Source organism: Spirulina subsalsa FACHB-351 (genome assembly GCF_026130165.1).
Taxonomy (GTDB): Bacteria; Cyanobacteriota; Cyanobacteriia; order Cyanobacteriales; family Spirulinaceae; genus Spirulina_A; species Spirulina_A subsalsa_A.
This window is the reverse complement of sequence record NZ_JAIHOM010000083.1, coordinates 1-22765: the sequence shown is the minus strand read 5'-3', so window position 1 is coordinate 22765 and position 22765 is coordinate 1. Positions and strand designations below refer to the sequence as shown.

The window sequence follows — 22765 nt, the reverse complement described above, 5'->3', positions numbered from 1 at the left end:
GAGTTTCTGCTCTGAGGGGGAGAGCGGGGAAACCGGAGGAGGAGGGGGGGGAGGAGGAGGGGGGGGTTGTGCTTCTAAAGTCGCCTTAATCAGAGACTGATAAGCCTCATTGAGACGGATAAAAGCCTCCTGGGCCACCAATTTATTCTGTGGGTTCACATCCGGATGATAACGCCTCGCCAACCGTCGATAAGAAGCTTTAATCGCCTTCAGATCCGCACCCCGTTGTAGTCCCAATAGGGAATAACACTCCTCCAAATTCATGTTTTTTGCCTGTTCCCTATTGCCCCCTGCGTCAGATCCTCATTGCGACTTAATCCTCATGATCCTCAAAGGGATCACTCAGTTCAGCCGAAGGCGCACCAAAGGACATATAAATTGAGTACCCTGTCACGGCCAAGACTAAAACCGCCAAGCCGATCACAAAAATTGTTGCAGTTTCCATAGAGTTTGATTAAGAATGATTGCTTAATGACCTTATACTATCATGTGGTACAGTCCTTGGAAGCCCCGTCCGCCTTTCAACGTCATTGCCCTGAAAAGGGTCAAATTATGATATCATCCTTCGAATAGAAACTCTGAAGTTCAAACAGGTTGGGACATTCAACCTGTGGGTTAAGGGAAATCCCGGAACACCTAACCGTCTCACCTTAGCCCGGAAGTCCCCTTGCCCTAGGGTTGGGGAATATGTCAAGAAAAATTAACAAAAACTCACTTACATTCATAATTTGGTGACTTATGGCACAGCGTACTTGGTTAGGCGATAGACTCAAACCGTTGAATTCTGAATACGGAAAAGTTGCACCCGGTTGGGGAACTACCCCAGTGATGGGTGTTTTTATGCTGCTCTTCTTTGTCTTTCTCTTGATTATCCTACAAATCTACAACGCTGATTTGTTACTGGAGAACGTAGACGTAGACTGGACTAGCTTCGGTCGCTAGGCTAAGTTTTATCAATTTTCTAGCGATTTGGATTAAGATTTCTAGTCGATCATATCCCCGCTTGTCGGGGTTTTTTTGTAGAGATAAAAACCATTAACCCGGAGTAATTTATGAATATTTTTGGCATTGGACTGCCGGAAATGGCTTTAATTTTTGTGGTGGCGTTATTAATTTTTGGTCCCAAAAAGCTACCGGAAATTGGACGCAGTTTAGGTAAAGCCTTGCGCAGTTTTCAAGAAGCGTCTAATGAGTTTCAAAAAGAAATTAAACGGGAAGCCGAACAGATGGAAACATCCGTTAAAATGCAAGCCCAGCTTGAGCCTGAAGCTAAAAAAACAACTCAGCCTAGCCCAGAAACAGAAACGGAAAAAGCATCAGAGAGTTAAAGAGTCAATGAGTCGAATCTCCTCACTACATTGGGGAGATCATCCCAGATTAAACCTAAGCTTCTGCACTCTTTTCTCCAGAAGGCACTTCAAAACGATAACCAAAACCGCGAATGGTCTTAATAAAACTAGGATCTGAGGAGTTGGTTTCGATTTTCTTGCGAATTTGCCCAATATGAACATCCACCACTCGATTATCTCCAACCATTTGGTCATACTCCCAAACATCATTAATCAAAGTGGTGCGTTTTAGGGCTTGACCGGGATGAGTGGCGAGATAATAGAGTAAATCAAACTCTAAGGCCGTAAAAGACACTAAGTTATCATGAACTCGGACTTCTCGACGTTCTGGGTCAATGGATAAGTGACCAAAAACGAGGGGTTGTTTCGTAGAAACTTGTTTAACATCCCGTTTGCGCTTCAACAGTGCGGCCACTCGTAATTCCAATTCCAGTAAATCAAAAGGTTTGGTTTGATAATCATCGGCACCTTGACCATAGCCAATTACCTTATCATCAGGATCCGTGCGACTGGTGAGCATCATGACTAGCACCCCGGTCTGCTCTTGCATCGTCTTACAAAGATCGTAGCCCAAGGCATCGGGCAAATTGACATCAAGAATCACAAGATCCGGGTTAAATTTTTGGAAAACCTCCATAGCAGACTTTCCATCCGCCGCAGCCTCCATCTGATAGTTTTTTTGGCTGAGGAAACGGAAGATTAGATTACGGACTGCCGGGTCATCGTCCACAACCAGAATCTTGACAGATTCATTAGCCATAGCCATTGTTCTTTCTCGGTAAAAGTTAGGAAACTTAACAATCTAAAGCCAGAATAGTTGATCCAAGGGGTTTAAACAGCATTCTAGACAAAAATGGCGATAGAATCTGTCAAATTCCACAAAGATTGACATTTCTAACCATACAAATGCTCATCAACAATAACAACGAGAGACTGGATAGGTCAATCTACACACCAATCCACCAGCAGCAATGATCAGAGAGTGTAGGCGATCGCGACCTTGGCACATTTTGCCAAGAGAGTGTCAGAATAAACTAAAGACCGACTTAGCGGATCTGTTACAGAGCGCAAGGTTCAAGCTACACTAACAACGAAAGCGTCACTTAGAGCTATTGGTTCTAAAGGACGACCTTTACTGCTGTAGTCAATTGTCTATTAGTTTACAGTTTGCAGCAACCACAGGCAAAAACGGGACAATCGCGGAGGTTCAATCAACATGAGTGAGCAAAATCCCTACGAAACGCTTGGGGTGACAGAAGATGCTTCTTTTGAAGAAATACAAAATGCCAAAAGTCGTCTCAGCCAGGAACATCAGAATGATACCAAATTGGTGGAGACGATTGAGGCGGCCTATGATTCGATCATCATGGAACGTTTGAGAATGCGGCAAGAAGGGAAAATTAAAGTTCCCGATCGCATTCGGTTTCCGGAACGATCAGTCGAAGTCCCCCCGGCCGTCACCCCCTTGAGCGCCAAAGCCTCAACCGGGTGGCTACAAAATTTTCTGGACAATCCGTCTCGTTCAGATGTTCTCTGGGCAACGGGTGTATTTGGCGGTTTAGCCATTCTCACCCTATTATCCCAAAGTAACGGCTCTTCTTTTTTACCGTTGGCGTTGGCATTGGGGTTCTGTGCCAACCTCTATTTCCTCAATCGCAAGGAAAACCGCCTAGGACGTGCCTTTTTAATGAGTTTTGTCGGATTAATCCTTGGCCTACTTTTAGGGGGGGTATTGTCCAAATTCCTTGGCACTCCCGTCGGAAATGGAGGGATTCGCCCCGCCGAATTTGCCGAGTTAGTAACTTTTGTCCTTTTCTGGCTGATGAGTTGCTTTCTGCGCTAAAGGATGGTTTAAAAGTTCTGATTCCAGACACCCGGTTTTCTGACGTGACCCGTCATTAGTACACCTGATGGCTGATCACGGTTCAGAAACCGGGGGTTTGATTATTGAGTCCTTCTTAAATTCGTCACCCAAGCTGACTGATAGGGACTCAAGACCAACTGATCATAAATGTCTGTGATCACGGTGTCACCGATTAAATCCACCCAAGAATCCGTAGCGACTAGATTCAGATCCGTTAAGCGCAATTTTTGGGGGCGATCGCTTAAATTGTGGATGGAAAAAATACTCTGATCCCGTGCCGCACTCTGCCGCCAAAACACAAACAAGGCTTTATTCAACGGGTGCAGAGTGTACTGTGTCGCATTAGGATGAAAAGCAGGCTGACGACGACGAATGCGAATCAGACGGGAGATTTCTGCTAAAACCCTAGCGTGGGGACTCTGTTCATCCTGTAACTGACGTTCAAGTTCCACCACAGACCAACGATAACGATTAATGGCACGATTTTGTCCCGTTGCTTCTACCCCAGCCTCATAATTCCCAGTAGCTAATAAACTAGGCAGATAAAAAGCCGGAATTCCCTCCAAAGACATCATAATAGTTTGGCAACAGATAAACCGTTCAATCTGCCATTGATCCACTCCCTTAACAGTTCCTTGCAGCGCATCAAACAGAGAAATATTAAGCTCATAGGGACTCGCCGAACCATCGGGTTTTTGTCGATAACTAATCTTACCGCCAAAGCCTTGAACAGTTTCTAATAAGCTCTGATATTCCTCCTCATTTAACAACCCTTCCGCCGGACGTAAACCAATGCCGTCATGGGAAGCCGTGAAATTTAAATAAGCACACCCCAAAGGCGCAGGAGGCATACTCATCATCCAAGTTTTTAAGTGATCAGAACGTCCCTGAAGTAAAGCATTAAGTAATAAGGGAGGTAAACTGAAGTTATAGATTAAATGGGCTTCATTTCGGTTGCCAAAATAGCTTAAATTTTCTCGGTTCGGAACATTAGTTTCCGTAATTAACGAGACTCCCGGATCAACCATTTGTAAAACTTCTCGTAACAAACGAATCACCGAATGAGTTTGGGGTAAATGAATGCAAGACGTGCCGATTTCTTTCCACAAAAAACCGACAGCATCTAAGCGAATATAACGCGCCCCCATTTTAACATAAAAAACGAGAATTTTGATGAATTCTAACAAAACATCAAAATTGCTAAAATCTAGATCAACTTGGTCTGGGCTAAAGGTTGCCCAGACGTGCGTTTTTCCATTTTTTGTTTCATAAGGGACTAAAACAGGAGTGTTGCGAGGGCGCACAACTTCGGATAAATCTTCTGTAGGGTCAACGGTGATAAAGTAATCACAGCCGGGTTTTTTCCCTTGTTTAAATTGTTCAAACCAAGAGCTTTTACTAGAGACATGATTTAAGACTAAATCAGTCATTAAATCATAATCTTTGGCTAGGGCTTGAATGTCTGCCCAAGTCCCTAAATTAGGATTAACAGCCAAGTAATCAATGACCGCAAAACCATCATCAGAACTGTAGGGGAAAAAGGGCAGGATATGAACTCCGGTAATGGTGTTTTTCAGATATTGGTCTAAAAACCGTTTTAGGGTGACTAAAGGTTTTTCCTCACCTTGGGGATTGTAGACACTATCTCCGTAGGTAATGACTAATATATTATCCTGACTCCATTTATAGATATTTTCCTCAGTGTGTTGGGCAAGATGAGGTTCAATAATGCTGAAGATTCGACTGAGTAATGATTCAGGTTGAGTCGTTGGATAAAGGGTTTCGAGTAAGGGGGTTAGACGCTGAGTTAGGGTGATGAAATAGGTCGATTGATCAAGCATAGGTTTTGTGGTACATCTTAGGAATTAAGGGCAAGACGTTCCAGCCCGTTTGGACGTTCCTCCTGATTGCTATGGATAGATTAACCCTACAGACAAGTTAACAACTCCCCGCCCTAAACAGGAAGGGGATTCTCAAACTATCACAAGAATGGACTCTAAGGATGAGGCTTTATCCAGAATGTCGGACAGAATACCCCATCCTTCCTTACAAGGTGTGGGGTACTTCACACCCAGTTTTCTTGTTGAAGCTCCCCACCCACAAGGGGATGGGGCTTTCAACGCAACATTGTAGTCAAATCAAACTAGCCAATCTCTAGGAGATGAGCCGTTATGGTACAGACACCCGCCAAACCGGAAACAGAAACGCTGTTACTGGAGTTACCCAGAACTCTGAATCTCTATGTCACCCCAGAACAGTTTACGGCCTTAGCAGTCTGCAATCGTGAATTACAACTAGAGAGAACGGCAATAGGAGAGTTAATTGTGAATCCTCCCACAGGTTGGCAAACTGGGAAACGGAATAGCAGGATTTCTGGTGAGTTGTATCTATGGTGGCGAAATGCAGGGGAACCCGGAGAAGTTTTTGCATCTTCCACGGGGTTCACGTTGCCTAATGGTGCTATTCGTTCTCCTGATGCTTCTTGGATTAGTCCAGAACGTTGGGAGGTGCTGACGGATGAACAAAAAGCGACATTTCCTCAGATTTGCCCGGATTTTGTGGTGGAATTGCGTTCACAGTCGGATAGTTTGAAGTTGCTAAAAGAGAAGATGCAGGAGTATCTGGAAAATGGGGCTAGATTGGGTTGGTTAATTGATCCTCAAACTAGAATGGTGGAGGTGTATCGAAGGGGTTTAGATGTGGAAATACTGTCGAATCCGGCTGAGTTATCGGGTGAGGAAGTGTTACCGGGTTTTGTTTTGAATTTAGGTCGCGTTTGGGGCTAATCCCCGGATGGGAGAACATGATCAATTAATAAAAAATAATGGTTAATTGAGCTAATATTGCACTCAGTCATTTTTAATAAGTTGCGATAGAGGAAATATAAATTCCCCCTAAAGTATAGGTTAATGATTAATTGAGCTAACATTGAATTAGCCAATCTCTAGGAGATGAGCCGTTATGGTACAGACACCCGCCAAACCGGAAACAGAAACGCTGTTACTGGAGTTACCCAGAACTCTGAATCTCTATGTCACCCCAGAACAGTTTACGGCCTTAGCAGTCTGCAATCGTGAATTACAACTAGAGAGAACGGCAATAGGAGAGTTAATTGTGAATCCTCCCACAGGTTGGCAAACTGGAAAACGCAATCGTAGTATCATTGGACAACTCGATCGCTGGTATGAAAACTATCAACAGGGAGAGGCTTTTGATTGTAATACGGGCTTCACTTTACCTAATGGTGCTATTCGTTCTCCTGATGCTTCTTGGGTTAGTCCAGAACGTTGGGAGGTGCTGACGGATGAACAAAAAGCGACATTTCCTCAGATTTGCCCGGATTTTGTGGTGGAATTGCGTTCACAGTCGGATAGTTTGAAGTTGCTACAAGAGAAGATGCAGGAGTATCTGGAAAATGGGGCTAGATTGGGTTGGTTAATTGATCCTCAAACTAGAATGGTGGAGGTGTATCGAAGGGGTTTAGATGTGGAAATACTGTCGAATCCGGCTGAGTTATCGGGGGAGGAAGTGTTATCGGGTTTTGTCTTAAATTTAGGTCGCGTTTGGGGTTAATCTACCGATGGGAATTGTCCTCAAGGTTGCCTCTGGCAAACTCGGCCTCAAAATTTCTGGCTGTTTTTCCGGATTCTGGGAATTTTCTCTGGTAGGTAAAAAATACAGACCATAATTTAACCCCTATTTGCTCTCTTTCACTGTTGAAAGGGGGCTTTCTCGGCTCAATCAATTAATAAATAGCTATAAAGATTTAACCATTAATAGGGAATGGGTGTGATAGCCCAACTTGTGGTATAGGGAGAGGGCGGTTTGATTGTGGGCAAACACTTGTAAGCCAATTTGGCGATCGCCTCTAGCCATTGCCCAAGCTTGTGCTTCCCCCATCAAGGCACTTCCCAGCCCTTGGTGACGGTGTTCGGGTCGGACATAGAGCAGGAAAATCTGAGCAAAGCGATCGCCCTGTACCGGATCCAAGGCATTCCCTAACCATAATCCCGCCACCGGATTAAAGGCTAACTCCTCCTCCAACACCACCCACCAGCGCGGTGTTTGTTCGGAACAATACTGATCAATCATCTGCCAGCCCAACCCTTCAGCAAAGCCATCAGGACACAATTCCTGATAGGTTAAGTAGACAAACTCCAATAAAACCGAGCGTTCCTCAGAGGAAGCTTTTGCCCAACGGTATCCCATAGGCAAACTCACAGCCCCCTCCTAGACCCGAGGTGCTGCATTCACCCCTCCCCAAGGTGTAATGGGTGTAATCATCGCCTGATCCCCCTCAAAAGCCTCCACTGGAGCAGGTGCCGCCAAATCAGAGGGCAGGAAAATCCGCGCACTCACAGCCACTAAAGCCACCAAAAAAATTAAAACCACGATGAAAGGGGCTACATATTGACGAAAAAATGCCATAACACTAGATACAGTAAACAATTGATAATTGATAATTGATAATTAGTGGATGTTTATTCCGATCTTTTTGCGCTAACCAATACTAACGAATACCCAACTTGAGGGAGTTTCTCAACCCTCGCCCTGAGTCCTGGATTAGTAACTATCGTTGGGACTCACCACCTTGAGTTCCAGACGATGATTAGCGTCATTCAAACGATGTGCGATCGCCTGCCGCCACGTCAAACTCACCGACTCATCCGCTAACACCTCTTGGGCCTGTTGACGGTAAAGGGCGCTCGTCGCCACATCCACCTTTTCCAACAACGCCAAATTATGGTAAACCTTGCGCGGAGATAATAACATCATCCAATTCCTCCAAAAATCAATAAAACAAACCATCAGCAACCCGGGCAAAAGCTAGGGCAGATCCGTTGCTCCCATCAGATACAGGTCACACTGACGAGCAACACCCCGCCCCTCATTAATCGCCCAGACCACCAAACTTTGACCGCGCCGACAATCCCCAGCCGCAAACACACCGGGCAAACTGGTTTCATACTGCCCATAATCTGCCTTAACATTACTGCGGGCATCCCGTTCCAATCCCAGCGCATCTAATAACGGTTGTTCTGGCCCCAAGAAACCCATCGCCAGCAACACCAACTGAGTAGGAATCACCTTTTCCGTTCCCGCAATCGGTTTGGGGCTAAAACGGCCCTGTTCATCCTTCTGCCATTCAATATCAACGGTATGCACAGCCTTCACCTGGCCTTGTTCGTCCCCTTCAAACTTCGTCGCCGTCGTCAGGTAAAAACGGGGATCATCGCCAAACTTAGCCGCCGCTTCCTCTTGGCCATAGTCCATCCGATAGACCTTCGGCCACTCCGGCCAGGGATTATTCGCCGCTCGTTCGTTGGGGGGTTTGGGCATAATTTCCAACTGAACTAGGCTCTTGCAGCCATGACGGATAGAAGTTCCCACACAGTCGGTTCCCGTGTCACCTCCCCCGATAATCATCACATCCTTCCCTTGTGCGGAAATAGGCGGAATTCCGGTTCCATCGAGCAAAGTCTGCGTATTAGCCGTTAAGAACTCCATGGCAAAGTGAATGCCCGATAATTCTCGCCCTTCAATGGGTAAATCCCGGGGTTTTGTGGCTCCAGTACAAAGGACAACGGCATCATATTCATTGAGCAAGGTTTCGGCCGGTAAATCTGTGCCGATTTCCGTATTACAAACAAACTTGATCCCTTCTTGTTCCAGAAGTTGGATGCGACGTAATACCACCTCTTGCTTATCCAGTTTCATGTTAGGAATGCCGTACATTAACAGCCCACCGGGACGATCTGCCCGTTCATAAACAGTCACCCAATGCCCAGCTTTATTTAACTGGGCCGCGGCCGCTAAACCCGCCGGGCCAGATCCCACAATGGCCACCTTTTTCCCGGTTCGTTTGCTGGGGGGTTCTGCGGTGATCCAACCTTCATCCCAACCTTTGTCAACGATAGAACATTCAATATTCTTAATGGTAACAGGGGGGTTATGAATCCCTAACACACAAGATCCTTCACAAGGGGCAGGACATACACGGCCGGTAAATTCGGGGAAATTATTGGTTTTGTGTAGACGATCTAGGGCTTCTTCCCACAGACCTCGATAGACTAAATCATTCCACTCGGGAATTAGGTTATTGATCGGGCAACCACTCGCCATCCCACTGATGACTGTACCCGTATGGCAGAAGGGCGTTCCACAATCCATACACCGCGCACTTTGGGTGCGGAGTTTATCCTCGGGCATGGGTAAATGGAACTCGTCCCAGTTTTGGATACGTTCTGAAGGGGAGAGTTCAGAGGGGACTTCCCGTAGATATTCAATAAAACCCGTTGGTTTTCCCATAGTTATATCCTCTAGTATGTCCTCTATAGTGAAGGTCTGTGAATGGTCGGTTCCCCTTGATCAAGTCTTCGTTTGATCAATTCTCAATTTCAGAATGGGGGTACTTAGTCAGTTTAGCCAGTTTGTTGGGAAGGGCTTCATTTCTGCAACAAAGTTTTAGATTTTGCCGGAGAAATCTGTTAATTTCTGTTACTTTCTTAAGGTTTTTTTTAGCTTTTTGTTTTTGACTTTTGCGGCGATTTTTGTTATAATCCACTGCCGATTAGGTTTTTAGCCGTCATCAGCACTTAAGAACTCAGCACTTAAGAACTCAGCACTTAAGAACTCAGCACTTAAGAGGAGCGTAGCCCCCCCTGTCTCCCCTGTGGAAGGGGAAGGAATATGGCATTAAGTTGCCATCTGTTGATTTCACTCTCCTTGACACTCCCGCCGTTAAGCTCCTCTCGTCGCTATAACGGGGGATTCTTTGTTCACCAAGGTGACTTGCTTAGACAGGATTTCTCCTGAAAAAGTAGAGGTATCCTCTCCCAAAGCGTTTAGGCTATCTTGTAGCCAAGTTCCCGAATGCCCTGCGGTACTTAATCCCAGTTTTAAGATGTTGCCTGCGGCGTTTTCGTCTCTGTTTAACTGACACCCACAAGCACAAATATGGGTTCTGGTGGACAGGGATTTTTTGACTTTTTCCCCACAATTAGAACAGTTTTGGCTAGTCAATTGAGGGGATACAGCAATAGTGACTTTGCCGTGTTTTTTCCCTAGATACTCCAGCTAAAGACGGAATTGATACCAGGCAACATCGTTAATTGATTCAGCTAGAAAATGATTTTTCACTAAGTTCTTAATTCTTAAATCTTCATAGGCTATCACATCGTAAGTTCCAAGCAGCCTTAATCTACCGATCTGGTTCGTATTTATTTACTTCTTGGTTATCCATCCAAAAGCGTAAACACTTATTCTGGACAAACTGAGCCGTGCGTATCGCTTCATTTATGGCTGGATATTGATGTTTTTTAGCCCTAACCTTAAACTCTAAGACTAACATTTGTGTTAACCTCACTAGCCTAACTATGGTTTAGCACACATTTTTCTGCTTTGACAAAAAAGTTGCTAAAATATGGATGCTACGCCTTTTTTGTTGGTGGGGGTTTTATCCCACCGTTAACATTCGTGTAACGGGGTTCTTCACCCCAACATTCAAGATAAAATCACCAGAATTTGTTTTAGCGATTGGTTATGTCCTCTTTATCAAGCCGGAAATCATGGGCGATGGGGTTCTTGCGCCCATCAGTGGGGGGGATGCTCCTAATGAGTATCATTGTGTCGAATGTCGTCTTTGCTCGCTCTAGTTGGGCAATTGACACACCGGATGAAGGTTCTCTGAATGGGATTTTACGTCAAGCGATTTGCGCTCAGGATTGGAATCAGGCCATTCGCGCTATTAACGAGATGAAAAGTCTCGCTCCCAATTATGCCGCCCGTTTAACGGTTTATCAAAGCCGTTTACAAACCTTGGCGAGTCGGAATGTTTTCGTTTTGAATTGGAATTGTGAGGGGGGGGGTTTACCGACTGTCACGGAAGGTTCTCCAGAATCCCCAGTGGTGACTATTCCTCCTCCTGATGATCGTCGGAGTTTTGAGATCCCGATTAAACGCCGTGTCGCGAGTATTCCGGTGGTGGATGTCCGGTTTAATGGTGAATCCTATGAGATGCTTTTTGATACGGGAGCTACCACAACTATGATTTTGCCGAGTATGGCGCGACAGTTGAATATGCAATCTTTGGGTAAAAGCCGGGTTACTGTGGCGGATGGGAGAACCATTGAGGTAGATGTGGGCCGGGTGAGTGAGTTACAACTGGGGGAATTAATCGTCGAAAATGTAATGGTCACGTTTGGCAATCGGACGAATGAACGAGGGATGGGGAATATGGGATTGCTAGGTCAAAACGTTTTCGGGGATTATGATGTCACCATTATGGAAAATGTGATTAAACTCACGGAACGCTAGAGATAACTTAAAGGGGAATAAATTCCCCTGAGTCGTTTTTCCTCTCAAGTCTAAAGACACTGAGTTTCCAAACTCCCACCCTTTTCTTATGAGAAGGCGATCGCACCCCACCGAAACCGGAAATGCGATCGCCTGCTTCTCCAGAAAGATCAGACTTCTAGAACCTAGAGATCCTTCTCTCCCAACTCCCGCGTCATATGATCAAACGGTGCATCAAGGAAACTGGTATCCTCCACCCCTTGACTCGCCGCCATCCCTTTGACAATATCCTTCATAATTTGAATCCCCATCACCGTGGGGCCAATGGGAACAGTCAAAGAATTATAAGTTTCCCGTAACCCCTGTAACACCCGCTCATCTAACACATCATTATCCCCAGCCACCAACGCATAGGTCGCATAACGGAGATAATAGTCCATATCCCGCAAACAAGCCGAATAACGACGAGTCGTATAGGCATTTCCACCGGGACGGATTAACTCAGGCACCTGCTCAAATAGTTGAGAACCAGCCTGTTTCACAATAGCCGCCGCATTAGACGTAATCATAGACGCAACCGATAATCTGGACATTCCCGAATCAAAATAGGACTTCAGGCTATCCATCGCATTGCGATCAAAATAACGCCCAGCTACATCGTAGTTTCTGATCAGTGTCGTTACTGCATCTTTCATAAATTTGCGCTCCCAATCAATCGAATTTTAAATTTTTGTTTGCCACAAGCAAGCTCAAAAAATTGCTCTAGTCATTTATCATCTCATAAGGAAGACCAGCCCATGCCCTAAGATGCCCTAGACTCTCTTCCTTAACTCATTTTCGCAACATTTCTTCAACAAAGCCTCTCATGTGCAAAAAAACTGTATCACAGATAACATTTTTGCAATCTTTACAGGTTTTCTAGCAGAAATTCCCTGAGATTCCGTATCCTACAATACAAAATCCGGTGAACCCACTCTCTACGATCATCATTCGAGACAACAAAAGCAGATCCTAATTAAGGAGTCATCTATGCCAGAGACACCCCAAGAAGTATTACAGATGATTAGAGATGAAAACATCCAGATCATCGACCTGAAATTCATTGATATGCCAGGGATTTGGCAGCACTGCTCGTTCTACTACGACCAGATTGACGAGAGTTCCTTTGTTGATGGCGTACCCTTTGATGGCTCCAGTATCCGGGGTTGGAAAGCCATTAACGAGTCCGATATGTGTATGGTTCCTGACCCTAAAACCGCTTGGATTGAACCCTTCTACGAAGAAAAAACCTTGAGCATGGTTTGTAGCATCAAGGAACCCCGCACCGGAGAATGGTACAGTCGAGATCCGCGCAGTATCGCCGCCAAAGCCATTGAATACCTCAACTCCACGGGTATTGGAGATACCGCCTTTTTTGGTCCCGAGGCTGAATTTTTCCTCTTCAACGATGTCCGCTTTGACCAAACTGAAAACAAAGGCTTCTACTACGTTGACAGTATTGAAGGTCGTTGGAACTCTGGACGGGAAGAAGCAGGCGGCAACTTAGGTTACAAACCCCGCTACAAAGAAGGTTACTTCCCCGTCGCTCCCACCGACACCCTCCAAGACATTCGGACAGAAATGTTGCTGACGATGGCTAAATGTGGTGTTCCCATTGAGAAACATCACCATGAAGTAGCTACCGGGGGTCAAAACGAGCTAGGGATTCGTTTTGCCACCCTCGTAGAATCCGCCGACTACCTGATGACCTACAAATACGTCATCAAAAACGTGGCGAAAAAATACGGTCTGAGTGCCACCTTTATGCCCAAACCCCTATTTAACGATAACGGGTCTGGGATGCACACCCACCAATCCATCTGGAAAGACGGACAACCCCTATTCTGGGGAGAAGGCAATTATGCCAACCTGAGTCAAATGGCACTGCATTATATTGGGGGTCTACTCAAACACGCCCCGGCACTGCTTGCCCTGACCAACCCCAGCATCAACTCCTACAAGCGTCTGGTTCCCGGTTTTGAGGCTCCGGTGAACTTAGCCTATTCTCAAGGCAACCGTTCCGCTTCCATCCGGATTCCTCTCTCTGGCCCCAATCCTAAAGCGAAACGTTTAGAGTTCCGTTGTCCTGATGCTACCTGTAATCCCTATATTGCCTTTGCGGCCATGCTTTGTGCTGGGTTGGATGGTATCAAGAACCAAATTGACCCCGGTTCTCCTTTGGATGTAGATATCTATGACTTGAGTCCTGAAGAGTTGAGCAAGATTCCTAGCACCCCCGGTTCTTTAGAGGATGCGCTGGAGCATTTACAAAATGACCACGCTTTCTTAACGGATACGGGAGTATTCACCGAGGACTTCATTGAAAACTGGATTTCTTACAAACTGGACAATGAAATCAACCCCATGCGGTTACGTCCTCACCCCTATGAGTTCTCCCTGTACTATGATGTCTAGATTTCTAGTCTCAGGTCTTTAGATATGAAGAGGCAGCCACTTTTAATGTGGCTGTTTCTTTGTTAGGGGGTCAAGTAACGGTGGGAGTAGTCAATAATGTCTCTCCCTACACCTTAACTCAAAGGGGAGTTGTTGGGTTGCGCTTCGCTTCACCCAACCTACGAATAGCTAAACAATTATCAATTCTTTTGTTGGGTTGCGCTTCGCTTCACCCAACCTACGAATAGCTAAACAATTATCAATTCTTTTGTTGGGTTGCGCTTCGCTTCACCCAACCTACAGATCACTTGCATCAAAATCCCGATGTTTGCCGGAGATTTAAGATAGAAGTCATGATCAGCAAGGGGACGAGGGTCAATATGGGACAACTCATCACACTCAAACTAGATGGAAACCTAGCTCAACAAGGGTTTCGGGTCATGTTGGAGGTGGGGGAGGAACAACAGCGCCCCCAAGTGGAACGGGTGGGTTTTTTGCCGGGAGATCCTGTATTAGCTCAACTTATTGACCAGCACTGGTTAGAAAAATATCGTCCTTTGGGAGCGCCCTATGCTCGGAAATTGAAGGCTAAGACCATTGATTATGGGGGGTCAATTCAGGAGAAACGGGTCGCTTGTCAGGAGTCGGGGCAAAGTTTGGGCGATCGCATCAACCAATGGCTACAATCCCCCACCTTCACCCCCATCACCCAAGAATTATTAGTCACCGTCCGACCCGATCACCCCCCCCGTTTCCTCCTGCGCACAGATGATCCCCACCTGCAAAAACTCCCCTGGCACCTTTGGCAGGTTTTAGCCCAATACTGCCCCACAGAACCCCTCTTTAGCCCCCTCAGTCTCACTTCCAGTCCACCCAGCCCCCCTAAACCCCATTCTAAGCTCAAAATTCTCGTCATCCTCGGCCATCGGGAAGGGATTAATACCGACGTAGACTATGAAATTATCCAGAGTTTACCCAACGTGGATCCCCTCTTCCTCGTGGAACCCCGACGCAGTGCTATTAATGACCAACTCTGGGAACAATCTTGGGACATGATCTTTTTTGCCGGACACAGTGAAACCGATCGCGACACCGGAACCGGAAAACTCTACATTAATCCCGAAGAAAGTTTAACCATTGATGAGTTGTGGTATGGCCTGAAAACCGCCGTCAATCAAGGGTTACAGTTAGCCATCTTTAACTCCTGTGATGGGTTAGGATTAGCCCGTCGTCTCAATGATCTCTCTATTCCCCAAATGGTCGTCATGCGAGAGTTAGTTCCGGATCAAGTCGCCCATGAATTCCTGAAATATTTCTTAGCTGCTTTTTGTCAGGGAAAACCCTTTGAACAAGCGGTACAAGTCGCCCGAGAGCGTCTACAGGGACTAGAGAGCGAGTTCCCCTGTGCTAGTTGGTTGCCGATAGTCTATCAAAACCCCGGGGTAGACTCCTTAACTTGGGACAAACTCCTACGGTCCAGCACCGTCAAGAAACCCACCCCTTGGGGGTGGCAGTGGGTGGGGATAAGTCTCCTCTGCACGGCCTTAGTGATGGGAGTGCGGGCAACTGGGGCATTGCAACCCTGGGAATGGGCGACCTATGATCATCTGTTGGTACAGCGTCCCGTGGAAGCTGGGGATCCCCGTTTATTGTTGGTGGGAGTAACAGAGGAAGATTTGAACCAATATGGGAATCCTTTACCAGATGACATCTTAAGCCAAGTCTTGAGTAAACTCAGCACCCATCAACCGCGAGTGATTGGTTTAAATATCTACCGTGATCAACCTGTTTCTACCGGATATGAGGCACTGGTGAAACAGTTTAAACAACAGGATCACTTAATTACGAGTTGTGCTTTGGGAGATGAATACGGGAACGAGGCGATCGCACCCCCTCCCCACAGTCCTCCAGAACAAGTGGGGTACAATGACCTCGAATGGGATGGTAAACACAATGTAATCCGCCGAATTTTACTAGAGCGTAGCGCCCCCATCATCGCAGACTATTCCTCCTGTTCCAGCAACTTTTCCTTTGGATTTCAAATCGTCCAAGAATACCTAACTCCACAAAACATAGAGTTTTCCCTCAACTCCGAAAACAAGTGGCAAGTGGGTGATCTTGTTTTGCAACCATTAGGTTCTCATAGCGGAGGATACCAAAATCATGACTCTCAAGGGTATCAATTGCTCCTCAACTATCGAACAACCCCTAAACTAGCTCAATCTATCTCAGTACAACAGCTTTTAGCAGGATCTTTTCAACCCGATTGGATCAGAGATCGTATTGTTTTAATCGGTGTCATTGCTTCTAGTAGTCGAGATGAAAATCAAACACCCTACGGCAATATGCGGAGTTTACACATACAAGCCCATCTTGTTAGTTCCCTCATTAGTGCAGTCCTAGATAAACGTCCTCTGTTGTGGGTTTTACCTTTCTGGTGTGACATCCTTTGGGTTGGATTTTGGTCGATTTTAGGCACAGGTTTAATGGTCTATAAACAATATTACAAAATGTCCCAAGTGACTTATGTCTTAACCCTCAGTTTAACCCTGGGCGTTATTTATGGTCTTTGTTGGGGAATCCTAGTAATAGGGGGAGGCTGGTTGCCATTGATTCCCGCTATTCTAGTCTATTTAATGAGTGGAATGATCATCGCATTACTGCCCCTCTCCCGATTTAAAAAATAGGAAAAACGCTCATGAAATTACTCACCCTTTCCTTAGTCTTGGTCTTACTGTCTTTTATTTCTGACTCTGCTCTTAAAGCCCAAATACTATACAGCCAAAATCGTTCCTCGTCTAATCGAGGAACCCCCTCAACACAAAGAGGCCCTGGTGGCACTCGTCCCCCCGGTTCTCCCCTAGGAAACTGTCAGCCTACAGATCATGAAATTAGCCTAATTGCTCCGCCCAGCTTTCAAGAAATTACCACTACAGAACATCCGATTTTATGGGTTTATATTCCTTATACCCGCGACCAAATTCATGAAATTAACTTTCGTGTAGAAAAGCGCGATATTGATCGTCGAAATCAAAGAACTATTTATAGAACTTCGATTGCTCCCCTCGAACAATCAGGGATTATTGGCATTCCCTTATCCCCGGAAACGCCTTTATTAGATAATCAACTCTATGAGTGGTTTTTTGTCTTGAACTGTAGCGAGAGAAGACGGGGACAGCACCATGATATCATCCTAAATGGATTTATCGAAAAAATCCCAGTTTCCGCGCAAAATTCTGATTATTTTTCCCATGATATTGTTACCAATATAGCACAGAAAGTCCTAGAAAATAATGGTACGGTTGCCCATGATACCCCATGGCAAGCTTTACTTAAAGAGTTAGAATTAGAACACCTAATTGGAGAAAATATAATCCTGTTACCCCTAGAATAAGTAGGGCTTGCTGTACGCGAAGCGTGCCGTTAGGCATATAACTCTACTCGTGGGGCTAGGGAACAGGGAGTCGGGAGTCGGGAGTCGGGAGGCGATTGCAACCGCGCTCGTAACATCCGCTTAGAATCCACGCGGTTTTAGCCCGTGGAGAAGTCAACATTTTCTCCCTCCTCCTACAGACGATCAAAAAAGGGTATGATCAAAAGTTCGGAAGCTGATCGTCACACTGAACTATTATGCTAAATCCCAATTTAGAGGAAATCCAACTGAGCAAAGATGACTATGAGCGTTATTCACGCCACATCATCCTGCCCGAGGTGGGAGTAGAAGGTCAAAAACGCTTAAAAGCCGCTAGTGTTCTTTGTATTGGCACCGGAGGACTCGGCTCCCCCCTCCTGCTCTATCTCGCCGCCGCCGGAATCGGTCGCATTGGCATTGTGGACTTTGACATTGTGGACCACTCCAACCTACAACGGCAAGTGATTCACGGCACCTCATGGGTCGGAAAACCCAAAATCCAATCCGCCAAAAACCGGATTTTAGAAATTAACCCCTTCTGCCAAGTGGACTTATACGAAACCCGCTTGAGTTCAGAAAACGCCCTAGATATTATGGGGCCTTACGATGTGGTGATTGACGGTACCGACAACTTCCCCACCCGTTATCTCACCAATGATGCTTGTGTGTTGTTGAACAAACCCAACGTCTACGGTTCTATTTTCCGCTTTGAAGGCCAGGCTACCGTATTTAACTACGAAGGCGGCCCCAACTACCGCGACTTATTCCCGGAACCCCCACCCCCCGGATTAGTTCCCTCCTGTGCTGAAGGGGGTGTTTTAGGTGTTCTCCCGGGTATTATCGGCGTGATTCAAGCGACCGAGGCGATTAAAATTATTCTGGGAACAGGTAACACCTTAAGCGGGCGTTTGTTGCTCTATAATGCCCTAGATATGAAATTCAGGGAATTGCGCCTACGTCCTAACCCAGAACGTCCGGTGATTGAGAAACTCATCGACTATGAACAGTTCTGTGGCATTCCCCAAGCTAAAGCCGAGGAAGAAAGGAAGCGTCAAACTATGTCGGAAATGACTGTACAAGAGCTAAAACAACTGTTAGATAGTGGAACCAATGATTTTGTCTTAATTGATGTTCGTAACCCCAATGAATACGATATTGCTAAAATTCCGGGTTCGGTGTTAGTGCCTCTGCCGGAAATTGAAGAAGGTCCCGGCGTGGAAAAGGTGAAAAATCTGCTCAATGGTCATCGTTTAATTGCCCATTGTAAGATGGGAGGACGTTCTGCGAAGGCGTTAGGAATTCTCCAAGAACATGGCATTGAGGGAACGAACGTGAAAGGCGGAATCTTGGCCTGGAGTCGGGAAGTTGATGCTTCTGTGCCGGAGTATTAGAAACTTTTCCTCCTCCTTTGGGGTCAAAGATTTTAAGTCGGAAACCCTAGAACTGTTTCTAATGAGGCTGTTCTAGGGTTTGCTGAATAAGTCTGCTCATGGGAATAGGGAAATTTTAAGGTTGATTGTTGGGTTGCGCTGGCGCTCCACCCAACCTACAGATACTTAGCAAGCCCTTTTTAAGTGGGTTGTTGGGTTGCGCTGGCGCTCCACCCAACCTACAGATACTTAGCAAGCCCTTTTTAAGTGGGTTGTTGGGTTGCGCTGGCGCTCCACCCAACCTACAGATGCAATTCTTTTTTTTACTGCTGTTTTAACACTGACCATCCCAGAGGTTTTAGCTTTTCTTTGGCTCGTTTTGGAGCTAAAGTGGCCAAATAGTTGGGGGGTTCCCAAGGATGGATTTCTGAGTAAGTGGCGGGGTACAGTAAGGGCTTCTGGAAGCCTTTCCAAATCCTGAAAATTTGATAGCCAAACTGTTCTAAATAATCACTGACTGGGCTAGGATATCCGGCATGGTCTTCATAACAAATGTCCCGAATATTTTGTTGTTTTAGCAGGTTTTCTGCTCCTTGAAATGTGGGAAGTTCATGCCCCTCAATATCTATTTTGATCACTGATATTTTCTGATTTTCTTGGCACAAATTATCCAATTTGTCAAGGGTAACAGCATAGGTTTTGAGAATATCGGGTGAGGTTTGGGCTTCGGCTGAAATTAAGGCAGCTTCTCCGCGATTATATTTGGGAATTTTTAACAGACCTTCTCCGGGTTGATTCGATAAGGCAATGGGTTTTACATAAATTTGACCTAGGTTTGGGTAGGCTTGCCAACGGTTCACTTGTTCGAGCAATTCTTGATAGGCTTCTGGGTTGGGTTCAAAGGCTAAGACTTGACCTGTTTTCCCGACTTTAACGGCCATTAAACTGGTCATATAACCAATATTTGCGCCAATATCTAACACGGTTTCTCCGGGTTCAATGAGTCGCCAGAGGGTTTCGGATAGGGCAGGATCATAAATGCGCATGGTCCATAAAGACCACTCGACTTTATCATCAGGGTTGGGGAGAATTTTAAAGGGGAGTCCCCAATTGAGTTGAATGGTTTTAAATTCCCCTAGTGCTTGGTGGGGAGGATTAAGTAATCGTTGATAGATTTGCCAAGGTTGGAGGATATATTCAGGGCGATTGAGATAGGTTAGAAAGGACATGGGGAATGGGGAAGAATAATTAATTATCAATTATCAATTGTTGATTGATTTTGCGAGTAGGAAGGCTTGAATTTGGGCGGCGACATTTTCCCGAGGGGACCAGGTTTCTAGGCGTTTTTGGGCGGCTTTAGCCATTGTTTTGAGGCGATCGCGCTCCGGCAAAATTTCCCGTAAAACCTGCGCCAGTGCGTCAATATCACCACAGGGATAAACGAAACCATTCACCCCCGACTCGATAATTTCCCGCGCCCCCACTTGATCACTCACCACGGCGGCTGTTTCGCACAACATGGCCTCACTCACCACCACCCCAAAGGGTTCATACTCGGAACATAAACAAAACAAATCAGCCCCGCGATACACTCCGACTAACTCCTGTTGATTCACAAAACCGAGGAACTTCACGCGATCGCCTACTCCCAAAGTGGCCGCCTCCGCCTCTAATTCGGGTCGTAACACCCCATCCCCGGCATAAAATAAATAACTCCCCGGCACATTCGCTAAAGCAAAAGCCCGGAGGATATCGTGGGGTCGCTTCCAATACTGTAGCTTGCCCGCACATAAGACGACCACCCCATCCTCGGCAATGCCCCAGCCTTGGCGCACCGCGTCCCGATCGACCTTGGCCCCTTGAGCTAACCACCAGTCATTATCCGTAGCCGAGGGGGTTAAAACCACCCGTTGGGGGGGAATGCCCAGACCTTCGACCATTTCTTTCCCGTAGGTCGAGGACACCAAAATCACATCCCCGAGGCGGAAAATCCAAGGTAGAATCAAGGGTTTAAGCCAACGTTTCCATGAGGCGCGATCGCGAGGAGCAATACTACTCGCATCGGTACTAAACAAAAACGGCTTACCCTTCAACTTCGCCGCCCAAGCCACCAGCCAAAAACTCGCGTAGGCATAGCCCGCATAGACTATCACCCCATCCACCTGATCCACCAAATCCATCAACTGAGGATTAATCAACCCCCAAAACCGTCCAATCCCCGGCCGAGGGGACACATTAGGCGGATTCACCCAATCATAGCCCTCCAACATCGGCACATCCCAAGCAATCTCCGTCCCGAACTCCGGATCTTGATAGGACTCCACCCCCTCCAAACTGCAATAGGCCACCAAAGGATCTAACGTCCCCTCAGCCACCATTCCCCGAAACAAGGGAATGATATAAGGCACCGGATGGGACACCACAATCAAAACCCGTTGCTTTCCCCTCATCCCCTAATTTCAGCCAAAATTACGGCAAAACGGCGAATTTCCTGGACAATACTATCGGGCCAAACTTGGGGTAAATCTGCCCCCCCGTGTTTCATCACCCTTAAACGCGCTGCGGGGGAAAGTTGAGCATAAACCTTACTCTGGGCAATACGCACGGCCTGATCTTGTCCCCCTTGCAAAACCAGCGCCGGAGTCTTCAAACCCGCCAACTGATTATAAAGCAACTCTTCCTTAATCTCCTGACTGCGCCGTTGGAACAATAGCTGACAAGTGGCCGGACAAGCTAATAATTGCTTCCGATAGTTCAACAATTGCTCAATATTGCTGTGAATCCCCAACAGCTTGGCAATGGGAAATAGGAATTGCAACCACCAACAAAACAGGGAACGGGGGGAGGTGAGGCTTTTTTCCGTCTTCCAGCGTCCCTCCTGCTCTTTGACATCTACCCCTTCCGGGGCAATTACCACCATTCCTTGCACCTTTTCCGGGTATTTCAGGGTGTAATGGGTGGCTACCCATGCCCCGATGGAATAACTTACTAAGTAAAACTTTTCTAACTTGAGTGCGGCAATATATTCCTCTAAACACTCTACATGGAGGTGGATGGACTGGTGTATATCCAGTTGTTCCGACTCCCCAAATCCCAGCAAATCAGGCGCAAAACACTGGTAATGATCACCTAAGCGCTCAAAAACGGGGAGCCACTGACTGCCATCGCTTCCTGCGCCATGTAAGAACACGAGGGGCGTTCCTTTGCCAACTTCCCGCCAGAACATTTGTCCCTGAGAGAGGCGGATTCGAGAATTGCGGACGGGTAATTGCATCTGAGTTCAACCAGATTGAATCAATAAAGGTAGACGAAAGGAGTTTGAGCAATGTTGGAATTATAATTCCACAGATTTGGGAAAAAGTCACAAAAAATTACGTTTAGAGAGGGATTGATAAGAGATGCTTAAGTCATCTTCCTCTTCTGGTTTTTAGATGCACACTAAGCAATTGTTGTCAAGTGATTGAGATAATCTTGCAACTGACGGTCGTTATCATGACTTAAATGGCCAAAGGGAATCTCTTGGGGGTCAAAGGCGCGCACGTCGGTGATTTCGTTCGTGTCTTGGACTTTGAGGGTTCCTTGAGCCGATACGGCCAAGACAATACTAATGGAGTGCATTCTAGGATCGCGATCGGGCGCAGAATACACTCCTACTAACCGCCGGATCTCGGTAATTTCTAACCCGGTTTCCTCTGCTAACTCACGATGAGCGGTGGTGGGAATATCTTCCCCCCAGTCAATGATCCCACCGGGTAATCCCCATTTTCCTGTGTCTCGACGACGAATCAGGACGATTTTGCCGTCAGGTAAGACGGGAATCAAGGTGGTTCCGGTGATGGGATGACGGAAGATAATCCCTAAAACGGTGGTGAAGAATTGCCAATAACGCTGAATCATGGGAGAAAGGGGAGAGAATTTGACGTTCTCCCCCGCCTGAAGGCAGGGGGATTCATCGTTCTACGAGTCTCCGTTAGCTGACAGGATTTCTCCAACCAACCAAGAGGGAATCTCTCCCGATGCGTGAATTCGGGCGCGCCCCACC

At 46.4% G+C, this 22765-nt stretch carries 23 protein-coding genes and 2 pseudogenes; 10 read left to right on the top strand and 15 right to left on the bottom strand.

The features are described from left to right. Both K4A83_RS15630 and psbN read right to left on the bottom strand, forming a co-directional pair. Nucleotides 1-264: J domain-containing protein (locus K4A83_RS15630; RefSeq protein ID WP_265265548.1), on the bottom strand; the 264-nt coding region annotated here is incomplete at its 3' end. Nucleotides 265-313: 49 nt separating this feature from the next. Then, on the bottom strand, nucleotides 314-445 hold the full coding sequence (gene psbN / locus K4A83_RS15625) for a photosystem II protein N (RefSeq protein WP_265265547.1): 132 nt from the start codon (nucleotides 443-445) through the stop codon (nucleotides 314-316). A gap of 293 nt (nucleotides 446-738) precedes the next feature. Here psbN and psbH point away from each other — a divergent pair, with 293 nt between their 5' ends. Both psbH and K4A83_RS15615 read left to right on the top strand, forming a co-directional pair. Further along, on the top strand, nucleotides 739-942 hold the full coding sequence (psbH, locus tag K4A83_RS15620) for a photosystem II reaction center phosphoprotein PsbH (RefSeq protein ID WP_017307185.1): 204 nt from the start codon (nucleotides 739-741) through the stop codon (nucleotides 940-942). Nucleotides 943-1052: 110 nt separating this feature from the next. After that, a complete protein-coding gene (locus K4A83_RS15615; protein ID WP_265265546.1) occupies nucleotides 1053-1328 on the top strand; it encodes a TatA/E family twin arginine-targeting protein translocase in 276 nt (91 codons plus the stop codon). 55 nt (nucleotides 1329-1383) lie between these two features. Here K4A83_RS15615 and K4A83_RS15610 read toward each other — a convergent pair whose 3' ends face one another. After that, nucleotides 1384-2109, bottom strand: coding sequence for a response regulator transcription factor (locus K4A83_RS15610; RefSeq protein ID WP_407810050.1), 726 nt, complete (start codon nucleotides 2107-2109; stop codon nucleotides 1384-1386). Nucleotides 2110-2565: 456 nt separating this feature from the next. On the opposite strand from K4A83_RS15610, the gene K4A83_RS15605 reads away from it, so the two are divergent. Further along, nucleotides 2566-3192, top strand: coding sequence for a CPP1-like family protein (locus tag K4A83_RS15605; protein ID WP_265265544.1), 627 nt, complete (start codon nucleotides 2566-2568; stop codon nucleotides 3190-3192). Nucleotides 3193-3293: 101 nt separating this feature from the next. On the opposite strand, the gene K4A83_RS15600 is transcribed toward K4A83_RS15605, so the two are convergent. Continuing rightward, complete coding sequence (locus K4A83_RS15600; protein ID WP_265265543.1) at nucleotides 3294-5054, bottom strand: sugar phosphorylase; 1761 nt, start codon at nucleotides 5052-5054, stop codon at nucleotides 3294-3296. Nucleotides 5055-5384: 330 nt separating this feature from the next. Here K4A83_RS15600 and K4A83_RS15595 point away from each other — a divergent pair, with 330 nt between their 5' ends. Together K4A83_RS15595 and K4A83_RS15590 are read left to right on the top strand one after the other, a co-directional pair. After that, nucleotides 5385-5999, top strand: coding sequence for a Uma2 family endonuclease (locus K4A83_RS15595; RefSeq protein WP_265265542.1), 615 nt, complete (start codon nucleotides 5385-5387; stop codon nucleotides 5997-5999). 175 nt (nucleotides 6000-6174) lie between these two features. Further along, nucleotides 6175-6786, top strand: a complete 612-nt coding sequence (locus tag K4A83_RS15590) for a Uma2 family endonuclease (protein WP_265265541.1) — start codon at nucleotides 6175-6177, stop codon at nucleotides 6784-6786. A gap of 183 nt (nucleotides 6787-6969) precedes the next feature. On the opposite strand, the gene K4A83_RS15585 is transcribed toward K4A83_RS15590, so the two are convergent. The 5 genes and pseudogenes from K4A83_RS15585 to K4A83_RS15565 all read right to left on the bottom strand — a co-directional run. Beyond that, the gene (locus K4A83_RS15585; protein WP_265265540.1) at nucleotides 6970-7422 is read right to left on the bottom strand and encodes a GNAT family N-acetyltransferase; all 453 of its coding nucleotides are present in this window, start codon (nucleotides 7420-7422) and stop codon (nucleotides 6970-6972) included. Nucleotides 7423-7443: 21 nt separating this feature from the next. Beyond that, nucleotides 7444-7641: a hypothetical protein gene (locus tag K4A83_RS15580; protein ID WP_265265539.1), complete on the bottom strand. Its 198-nt coding sequence runs from the start codon at nucleotides 7639-7641 to the stop codon at nucleotides 7444-7446. A gap of 135 nt (nucleotides 7642-7776) precedes the next feature. Next, on the bottom strand, nucleotides 7777-7989 hold the full coding sequence (locus tag K4A83_RS15575) for a hypothetical protein (RefSeq protein ID WP_193379266.1): 213 nt from the start codon (nucleotides 7987-7989) through the stop codon (nucleotides 7777-7779). Between the two features lie 51 nt (nucleotides 7990-8040). Further along, on the bottom strand, nucleotides 8041-9522 hold the full coding sequence (gene gltD / locus K4A83_RS15570) for a glutamate synthase small subunit (RefSeq protein ID WP_265265538.1): 1482 nt from the start codon (nucleotides 9520-9522) through the stop codon (nucleotides 8041-8043). 432 nt (nucleotides 9523-9954) lie between these two features. Next, nucleotides 9955-10392: pseudogene (locus K4A83_RS15565) on the bottom strand (RNA-guided endonuclease InsQ/TnpB family protein); the annotation flags it as partial. Between the two features lie 435 nt (nucleotides 10393-10827). Between K4A83_RS15565 and K4A83_RS15560 the strand changes: the two are divergent. Then, nucleotides 10828-11529, top strand: a complete 702-nt coding sequence (locus K4A83_RS15560; RefSeq protein WP_265265537.1) for a retropepsin-like aspartic protease family protein — start codon at nucleotides 10828-10830, stop codon at nucleotides 11527-11529. Between the two features lie 164 nt (nucleotides 11530-11693). Here K4A83_RS15560 and apcB read toward each other — a convergent pair whose 3' ends face one another. Continuing rightward, complete coding sequence (apcB, locus tag K4A83_RS15555) at nucleotides 11694-12203, bottom strand: allophycocyanin subunit beta (protein WP_265265536.1); 510 nt, start codon at nucleotides 12201-12203, stop codon at nucleotides 11694-11696. Between the two features lie 334 nt (nucleotides 12204-12537). Here apcB and glnA point away from each other — a divergent pair, with 334 nt between their 5' ends. From glnA to moeB, 4 genes are all read left to right on the top strand, one after another. After that, a complete protein-coding gene (glnA, locus tag K4A83_RS15550; RefSeq protein ID WP_265265535.1) occupies nucleotides 12538-13962 on the top strand; it encodes a type I glutamate--ammonia ligase in 1425 nt (474 codons plus the stop codon). A 359-nt stretch (nucleotides 13963-14321) separates the two neighbouring features. Continuing rightward, nucleotides 14322-16628 (top strand): CHASE2 domain-containing protein, encoded by a 2307-nt coding sequence (locus tag K4A83_RS15545; protein ID WP_265265534.1) that lies wholly within the window; start codon nucleotides 14322-14324, stop codon nucleotides 16626-16628. A gap of 11 nt (nucleotides 16629-16639) precedes the next feature. After that, complete coding sequence (locus tag K4A83_RS15540; protein ID WP_265265533.1) at nucleotides 16640-17335, top strand: DUF928 domain-containing protein; 696 nt, start codon at nucleotides 16640-16642, stop codon at nucleotides 17333-17335. Nucleotides 17336-17571: 236 nt separating this feature from the next. Then, nucleotides 17572-18744: a molybdopterin-synthase adenylyltransferase MoeB gene (moeB, locus tag K4A83_RS15535; RefSeq protein WP_265265532.1), complete on the top strand. Its 1173-nt coding sequence runs from the start codon at nucleotides 17572-17574 to the stop codon at nucleotides 18742-18744. Between the two features lie 302 nt (nucleotides 18745-19046). On the opposite strand, the gene K4A83_RS15530 is transcribed toward moeB, so the two are convergent. The 5 genes and pseudogenes from K4A83_RS15530 to K4A83_RS23440 all read right to left on the bottom strand — a co-directional run. Further along, nucleotides 19047-19952 carry an FkbM family methyltransferase gene (locus tag K4A83_RS15530; protein WP_265265531.1) on the bottom strand — a complete coding sequence of 302 codons (906 nt, stop codon included), beginning with the start codon at nucleotides 19950-19952 and terminating at the stop codon, nucleotides 19047-19049. A gap of 33 nt (nucleotides 19953-19985) precedes the next feature. Beyond that, nucleotides 19986-21173, bottom strand: coding sequence for a glycosyltransferase family 4 protein (locus K4A83_RS15525; RefSeq protein WP_265265530.1), 1188 nt, complete (start codon nucleotides 21171-21173; stop codon nucleotides 19986-19988). After that, complete coding sequence (locus tag K4A83_RS15520) at nucleotides 21170-21997, bottom strand: alpha/beta fold hydrolase (protein ID WP_265265529.1); 828 nt, start codon at nucleotides 21995-21997, stop codon at nucleotides 21170-21172. The genes K4A83_RS15525 and K4A83_RS15520 overlap by 4 nt, the downstream gene beginning before the upstream one ends. A gap of 164 nt (nucleotides 21998-22161) precedes the next feature. Then, nucleotides 22162-22617: an NUDIX hydrolase gene (locus K4A83_RS15515; RefSeq protein WP_407810049.1), complete on the bottom strand. Its 456-nt coding sequence runs from the start codon at nucleotides 22615-22617 to the stop codon at nucleotides 22162-22164. A gap of 63 nt (nucleotides 22618-22680) precedes the next feature. Then, nucleotides 22681-22765: pseudogene (locus tag K4A83_RS23440) on the bottom strand (RNA-guided endonuclease TnpB family protein); the annotation flags it as partial.

Excerpts from the sequence above, each read along its gene's own strand:
- K4A83_RS15560 (WP_265265537.1), top strand. The coding sequence starts at position 10,828 with ATGAGTATCATTGTGTCGAATGTCGTCTTTGCTCGCTCTAGTTGGGCA.
- gltD (WP_265265538.1), bottom strand. The coding sequence starts at position 9,522 with ATGGGAAAACCAACGGGTTTTATTGAATATCTACGGGAAGTCCCCTCT.
- psbN (WP_265265547.1), bottom strand. The coding sequence starts at position 445 with ATGGAAACTGCAACAATTTTTGTGATCGGCTTGGCGGTTTTAGTCTTG.
- K4A83_RS15590 (WP_265265541.1), top strand. The coding sequence starts at position 6,175 with ATGGTACAGACACCCGCCAAACCGGAAACAGAAACGCTGTTACTGGAG.
- K4A83_RS15540 (WP_265265533.1), top strand. The coding sequence starts at position 16,640 with ATGAAATTACTCACCCTTTCCTTAGTCTTGGTCTTACTGTCTTTTATT.
- K4A83_RS15525 (WP_265265530.1), bottom strand. The coding sequence starts at position 21,173 with ATGAGGGGAAAGCAACGGGTTTTGATTGTGGTGTCCCATCCGGTGCCT.
- K4A83_RS15530 (WP_265265531.1), bottom strand. The coding sequence starts at position 19,952 with ATGTCCTTTCTAACCTATCTCAATCGCCCTGAATATATCCTCCAACCT.
- K4A83_RS15520 (WP_265265529.1), bottom strand. The coding sequence starts at position 21,997 with ATGCAATTACCCGTCCGCAATTCTCGAATCCGCCTCTCTCAGGGACAA.
- K4A83_RS15600 (WP_265265543.1), bottom strand. The coding sequence starts at position 5,054 with ATGCTTGATCAATCGACCTATTTCATCACCCTAACTCAGCGTCTAACC.
- glnA (WP_265265535.1), top strand. The coding sequence starts at position 12,538 with ATGCCAGAGACACCCCAAGAAGTATTACAGATGATTAGAGATGAAAAC.
- K4A83_RS15545 (WP_265265534.1), top strand. The coding sequence starts at position 14,322 with ATGGGACAACTCATCACACTCAAACTAGATGGAAACCTAGCTCAACAA.
- K4A83_RS15580 (WP_265265539.1), bottom strand. The coding sequence starts at position 7,641 with ATGGCATTTTTTCGTCAATATGTAGCCCCTTTCATCGTGGTTTTAATT.
- K4A83_RS15575 (WP_193379266.1), bottom strand. The coding sequence starts at position 7,989 with ATGATGTTATTATCTCCGCGCAAGGTTTACCATAATTTGGCGTTGTTG.
- psbH (WP_017307185.1), top strand. The coding sequence starts at position 739 with ATGGCACAGCGTACTTGGTTAGGCGATAGACTCAAACCGTTGAATTCT.
- K4A83_RS15610 (WP_407810050.1), bottom strand. The coding sequence starts at position 2,109 with ATGGCTAATGAATCTGTCAAGATTCTGGTTGTGGACGATGACCCGGCA.
- apcB (WP_265265536.1), bottom strand. The coding sequence starts at position 12,203 with ATGAAAGATGCAGTAACGACACTGATCAGAAACTACGATGTAGCTGGG.
- K4A83_RS15595 (WP_265265542.1), top strand. The coding sequence starts at position 5,385 with ATGGTACAGACACCCGCCAAACCGGAAACAGAAACGCTGTTACTGGAG.
- K4A83_RS15605 (WP_265265544.1), top strand. The coding sequence starts at position 2,566 with ATGAGTGAGCAAAATCCCTACGAAACGCTTGGGGTGACAGAAGATGCT.
- K4A83_RS15585 (WP_265265540.1), bottom strand. The coding sequence starts at position 7,422 with ATGGGATACCGTTGGGCAAAAGCTTCCTCTGAGGAACGCTCGGTTTTA.
- K4A83_RS15615 (WP_265265546.1), top strand. The coding sequence starts at position 1,053 with ATGAATATTTTTGGCATTGGACTGCCGGAAATGGCTTTAATTTTTGTG.
- moeB (WP_265265532.1), top strand. The coding sequence starts at position 17,572 with ATGCTAAATCCCAATTTAGAGGAAATCCAACTGAGCAAAGATGACTAT.